We start from the raw sequence: 5580 nt of genomic DNA, 5'->3' as shown, positions 1-5580 counted from the left end.
AAGCGGGCCCGGTGGGATTTGAACCCACGATCTCCGGCTCCGAAGGCCGACACCTTAATCCGTGCTAGGCTACGGGCCCACGTCCATGCTTTCTGGATGGACTACTAACATTTCGGTATCTGTCTAATATGGATTATTTGCCTGAAACAGCTAGAATCCATTCTTTCTTGCATTACCACACGTTCTTTTCTCTGCGTAAATAGTGCCTGCCTGTGGTTCGGTTGTAGTTATACTCCTGATAGCCTTCGGCGCCATAGCGACATATTTTTTCGCTGTAGTCGGGGTCGGTTTCACAGATTTCGATGGGTTCCCATTCTTTGTCGCTGCCATAAAGACGCTCAGAGATGGGAGCGTAGACCTTAACGTATTTGTCAGAGTTTTCGCCTAGTAGGTTTGCGACGGCATCCGAGTTGCCTTTAAGATACCGTTCGAGGACCGCTCGCCAATGTCTGTTACTGTAGAAGGTGATTTTGTTGAGTTCTGGTATGCCTAAGCGTTTAGCGGCTCTTTCTCTTGCGCGTCTGAAGTTCTGCCCAGCTGTATCTACACTGCTGTATGTAAAGACAAGGTTTAGGTTTCTTTGCGTTCGGTTTCGGCAGGTAGCGATGTTGCATTGGCGGTTTTTCCATTCTGCTAGCATATCGATGACTTTAACAAAACGGCCTTTTAGTTGGATAGTCCTTGTTCGTCCATGTTTAGCTGGCTTGTTAATAGCGATTGTTTTTCTGGCAAAGTCAATGTCTTTCCACTCGATTCTCAGAGCTTCAATTGGGCGGGCGGCGGTTGCCATTAGCACAAAGCAGAAGACCTGCATTTGAAAGCTAAGTGCAGCGTAGAGCATTTCCATGTGTTGGGTTTGTGGAACGTTGTATTCAGGCGTTTTATATTCAAAGTGAGGTATCTTGACGTCTTCCATGTGAAGGTATTTTTTGACAAAGCTAGTGTAGGCTTTGCAGACGCTGTTCTTGTTACAGTTAGTCCATTTGCTCATTTCTGGGTCGAAGGCTAGTTTGCGTTTGAAATCGTCTGGGTTAAAGAGGTCAACGTTGAATTTGTGGGCTAGCGCTTTTAGTCGGAATATGTATTTGCTGAGGGTTAAGTCGTTTACGATGTGCTCTTTCTGCATGTACTGCTTGTAGTCTGCAATCACCAAGTCTATGTCAGCCTTAACGACGTGTTCAGTTCCAGTTTCCTTTAGTGCTTCTCTCCGCGAAACGCTGATTTGTTCAGACGTTTCGTGTGTCAAGTTTTTCGCCTCTTTGTTTAAGACGCATACTTGGCCATTCTCGATATTAGTGCCCTTCATTTTTAAATTCAACGTCGACGGCAGATAGCTATCTGCAACTTGTTTAGCTCGTTTTAGGTCCTCTGGATCGGAGAAGCGGCGGCCACATGACCGGCAGACATAGCGTTGAATTTTCACGTCAAATTTACTGTGTGTAGCACCGTTTCGGAACACCTTGATGCTGCCGCACTCAGGGCATTGAGCCGTTTTACTGCGTAGATCATGGCTATTCTGTGGTATGGTCGTGGTAACGTCTTGTTAAGGTTCATTTGGAAGCATCTCAGCGTCGACATCGATACCGCGATGGCATGTATCGCTATCAATCCTACTGCCAAATATGCTTGGAGAGGCAGATGCTTTTCCCTGAACCTCAACCTCCACCATAATTTAAGAGGTCTCCTTTTCGTTGGATGCCTGGACTTTGTCCTCTCGATTCCACCTAACAGCTATGTATTGGTCAAATGCATAGACAAGCCGCTCAACAGTCTCTCCTTTTTGTGCACTGTCAACCTCAGCCATCACACGCAGACATCCTCCGATGGCTTTTCCTTGTGCTCGTAATCGTCGAGATGTTCATCCATGATCTGCCATGCTTCTTCTCGGGCAATCCGACGAATCAATTCAACGAGACACGCAGGTACCGCTTTTTTCTCAGCCAATTTTGCCATTCCTCCGTGAGCAGCTCTTTAGGCAAAAACCGAGTTTGCGAATAGTTGCACATTTATAGGGTCGATAGTTCCGAGCCAGCAGATCTCTGATGTAGTAGAGACTTTTCTCAAAGTCATAATCAGTTTGATACTTGAAGAGTTCGGCGGTTTGCCCTGCAGAAAAGCCCTTGTTTAGGAATTCAGTGGCTATCGCGATCCGCATCGCATGCCCAGCAACGCCTGATAAATCAGCACACAATGCCGCGTCAACACAGGGTCTTATTTGCTCATGCCTTGTCGAGTTGTAGCGGTATGCGGGCCGTCGGGTTTGCTGTTGAATTTTGCTTTGGCAGAGTCCGCAAAAATTTTCTGCTAAGCCCTGCTCTTTGAAGAGTGTTATGCTGTTCAGGATTAGACTTTCCCGGTCTGCATTCACGGGTGCGCAGGGTTTGAGGCTTTTTTCGTGAATCGAGTAAGGTACCCTTGCTAGCCGCTTTATGTCACCTAGAACCTGGCGATCCAAGGTTTGAAATGAGAGCCCTTTCAGGAGCAGTTCCTGCGCTGTCTTGTAGAACACTTTTGCGGTTTGGACTGAATCAAAGTGTTCTGTTTTTTGAAGCCAAACGTAGATGTGGTAGCCTTTCGAGCCGCTGAAGCATACAAGCGGTTTAACGCCGTAACTCTCTTGTAGCACCGTAGCAAGCGTGTTCGCTTCTTTCCAAGCGAGACTTAGGTCTGCGCTGTCAAAATCAAAGAACAGCTTCTCAACACAAGAAACCATATTACGCCCGTTGAAGGGTTGAACGCTCATCCAAGCAGGAGCACGGTTCCTCATGCACCAAGCGAGGTATTCTTCGAAAGCTACGGAAGAGGTTAGGAATACACGGTCACCTTTGAAGACTTCTCGTCCATAGGTGCCGGCTTCAAACCATGAACGCCAAAAGACCTGAACCTGCAGTGCGCCTAAGTTTTGGTTAGTCATGGTGTTCCCTCCATTCTGCCCCCGCAAACGTACGCTTGAGCGCATCAAAACAAGGCGTGCATTTGCTTAGAACATCTCCCTGAGGCGTCACCACTTTGTACTCAGCTTTCTTGGTGCATGAAGAGCAATCGCCTGAAGTATCCTGCCAGTACACGAAAAGAGGCTTTAGTTGGGCGTCTGGGTCACGGGAGTCACGCAGGTCACGGTTTTCCTGCACAGTCAAATTGCTGCTTTGGGAAGAAGAAGACAAGCTCCAGCCGCCACTGTTGTCTTCTTTTTCTTCCTGCCCCAAAGTTGAATTGAAAGAAGAAAAAACGCTTCTGCCGCCAAAAAATGCTATTTTTTCTTCTTCTCTTAGAGAAGCCGCAGCTGTGCTGTTTTCTTCATCGCACTTAAAAACCGTGACTCCCGTGACCTCCGTGACCAACCTCTCACCCAGAAGGCTCCGACTTTGAAAAACGCTCCTTGGAACATAGTCTACTATGAACTCTTTTAGCCGCTTCTCTAATCGTTCAGGTTCGAAGAAGATGACTCGATATGATTTGCCACAGTCTTTAATGAATGGAGGCAGCCCGGCGCTGGAGATGTTTAGGCTTTTGATGGCTTTGCGGATTGATTGGCTGCTCCATTTAAAATGCAAAGCCAAATCCGACGTCGTCAGCGGCTTGCATTCCAACCGTTCACGCTCGCCTTGCTCTTCCACTTCTGCTTGGTCTAGGAAATAGTAGGTGTTTGACTGCCAGTGTTTAAAGAGACCTTCGCTGATTTTTTCCCAGAAATAGTTGACCAGTAAGCCGTCCATGCTGTTTGTTTTCTCTTCAATCTTTAGCTTCTGCACTGCCTTAGCCGTCTCCGAGATGGTTTCTCTCAGCGAGGGTTCATAACGTGAAAGCGCCAAGAGCGGAAGCAAACTTGCAATTAAGCGGTGGTCGATTAGCTCATCTATCCAGGAGTCTTTTTTGATGGCTATTTCTTGATGGTACTTCATGCGCAGATAAAGCAACTTGTTTTGAAATGATAGGCCTTCTTTGAGCATTTCGTCAGTCTCTATGACGGGCAAGCGTTTGTCGCTGGCTTCACTGTAGAAGGGCAGGGCGCGGCTTTCGGTGGCGTTGTCGTCAAAGGGTTTGCGCTGCGTCAAAATAGTTAAGCCAAAGTTGGTGAAGGTATCTGTTATCCGCGGATTCTTAGGGTTCTGTCTACTCAGCGGCGTCCCTGTAGCGCGGCAGTTGAGAAAATGCACAAGCTCGCTCTTCTCGTTAGTGTTGGCAAAGTCTGCCTCATCCAAGACTAAGGTGCCTTGCCAGAGGTCTAGTGGCCGGTAGAGGCTTGGGATCCTATATGTGGACATTTCAAAGTAGGGTCTGTAGCTGAGTGTTCTTAGCAGGAAGGCTAAGCGGTTTTTGCCCGACTGGCTGGGTCCTCTTATGGGGATGATAGGCGCGAATTTGCCTGCGCCTGCCGCGTCGTATTGAGGGTTGGTGATGAAGCGGTCGAGGAACCATGAGCCCACGGTTATTCGGGTTAGGAGTCGTATCATGGCGTCTCTGCCGCATGAGTCGTAAGCTCTTTGGGCGTACTCGTCTATCTCGGAGAAGACCTGTTTGAAGGTGGTCATGGTTACGCCTGATGGGAGCAGAACGAGGCCTTTTCTTAGGGCATCATTGTCTACGGGGCAGTAGATGATTTTTCTGCCTTTACCGTCGACTTCGCCTAGGTCTATTTGGGCGGCTTGCTCTACTTTGCCTGTGCCATAGTGGTAGATTAGGTATTGAGGTGGGTCTTTGCGGTTCCAGATTTCCTCAGCTAAAAAATCGCTTGTGGCTATAGTTGGTTTGGGAATTAAAATTATTTTTTCTTGTATGTCTGCTTGGCATTTTGGGCACTTATTGGTGTTGCGTTGTACTGATGCGCCGCAGTTTGGGCATTGGACTTTGTCTGATTGACTGCAACTGAGTTGGGTTTCTGTCATCGGTAAAAGTGTGCTCCTATGTCTTGGGCTTAAGTTTTTGGCGGTAAATCTTGTCCTCTGCATATAGCCAATACGAGTACTGGTAGGCTTCACCGTGATATCGGTCCTTAATTGTTGCGTTACTGTTGCGGAGTATGTTGTAGGCGTTTTGCCACGTGTCGGGTAGGTTGTTTTATTTGTAGGCGACCTCGAACTCGCCGAGTTTGGCGCCCTGTTGCGATTCAAACTTTAAGATGGTAAATGTGGTTTCTTGAACTGCTGCGGTTGCCTTTTGGGCTTCTTTTACTTCCGGCGGAGCTAAAGCGTCTATATACTCGTTCGCGGCTTCAGCTATCATGAGTGAGGCGTCGCGGAGCTTGACTAAAAATTCGACCTGCTTGTTCACGTCTCCTCCTCCGCCTGCCTGTTTTTGGTTAACGGTTTCACCTTGACGCTACCGTTGCTGACGACTTCCACTTGGTCGCCTGCGTTTAGGGCAAAGTATCGCAGCCATGCCTTAGGCAGAATTATGCCCATGCTGGTTTTGCCGATCCTGACGATTTTGCGTTTTTCTTTTTGAGGCATTTTTGTTCACCTTTGTTTGCACAACACTTAAGAGTAAAGTCGGCTGCCAATAGACTGCAAAGGTTCCAGCTTGGAAACTCGAGTGTACGGAGGCATTTCTGTGTCGCATTACGAGAAAGCTGTGTTAGAT

Annotated in this window: 6 protein-coding genes and 1 tRNA gene; all 7 read right to left on the bottom strand. The window is 47.8% G+C overall.

Annotated features, from left to right (window positions below; all coding sequences use genetic code 11):
- Nucleotides 1–3: 3 nt before the first annotated feature.
- Nucleotides 4–79 (bottom strand) — tRNA-Arg (locus NWE96_08385).
- A 93-nt stretch (nt 80–172) separates the two neighbouring features.
- Entirely contained in the window at nt 173–1246 is a 1074-nt protein-coding gene (locus NWE96_08380; GenBank protein ID MCW3983999.1) for a tyrosine-type recombinase/integrase, read from the bottom strand.
- A 557-nt stretch (nt 1247–1803) separates the two neighbouring features.
- A complete protein-coding gene (locus tag NWE96_08375) occupies nt 1804–1944 on the bottom strand; it encodes a hypothetical protein (protein MCW3983998.1) in 141 nt (46 codons plus the stop codon).
- A complete protein-coding gene (locus NWE96_08370) occupies nt 1937–2914 on the bottom strand; it encodes a hypothetical protein (protein ID MCW3983997.1) in 978 nt (325 codons plus the stop codon). Before NWE96_08370 ends, NWE96_08375 begins: the two co-directional genes overlap by 8 nt.
- Nucleotides 2907–4886, bottom strand: coding sequence for a zinc ribbon domain-containing protein (locus NWE96_08365; GenBank protein MCW3983996.1), 1980 nt, complete (start codon nt 4884–4886; stop codon nt 2907–2909). The genes NWE96_08370 and NWE96_08365 overlap by 8 nt, the downstream gene beginning before the upstream one ends.
- 172 nt (nt 4887–5058) lie before the next feature.
- The gene (locus NWE96_08360) at nt 5059–5271 is read right to left on the bottom strand and encodes a hypothetical protein (protein MCW3983995.1); all 213 of its coding nucleotides are present in this window, start codon (nt 5269–5271) and stop codon (nt 5059–5061) included.
- Nucleotides 5268–5450 (bottom strand): AbrB/MazE/SpoVT family DNA-binding domain-containing protein, encoded by a 183-nt coding sequence (locus NWE96_08355; protein MCW3983994.1) that lies wholly within the window; start codon nt 5448–5450, stop codon nt 5268–5270. Before NWE96_08355 ends, NWE96_08360 begins: the two co-directional genes overlap by 4 nt.
- Between the last annotated feature and the right edge of the window lie 130 nt (nt 5451–5580).

This window comes from Candidatus Bathyarchaeota archaeon (genome assembly GCA_026014685.1).
In the GTDB taxonomy this organism is placed as follows: domain Archaea; phylum Thermoproteota; class Bathyarchaeia; order Bathyarchaeales; family Bathycorpusculaceae; genus Bathycorpusculum.
Note: the sequence above shows the minus strand (reverse complement) of the source record. Positions and strands in the feature narration are given on the sequence as shown.

What these genes read in the sequence shown, in the direction of transcription:
- NWE96_08370 (MCW3983997.1), bottom strand. Translation starts at nt 2,914, where the DNA reads ATGACTAACCAAAACTTAGGCGCACTGCAGGTTCAGGTCTTTTGGCGT.
- NWE96_08365 (MCW3983996.1), bottom strand. Translation starts at nt 4,886, where the DNA reads ATGACAGAAACCCAACTCAGTTGCAGTCAATCAGACAAAGTCCAATGC.
- NWE96_08355 (MCW3983994.1), bottom strand. Translation starts at nt 5,450, where the DNA reads ATGCCTCAAAAAGAAAAACGCAAAATCGTCAGGATCGGCAAAACCAGC.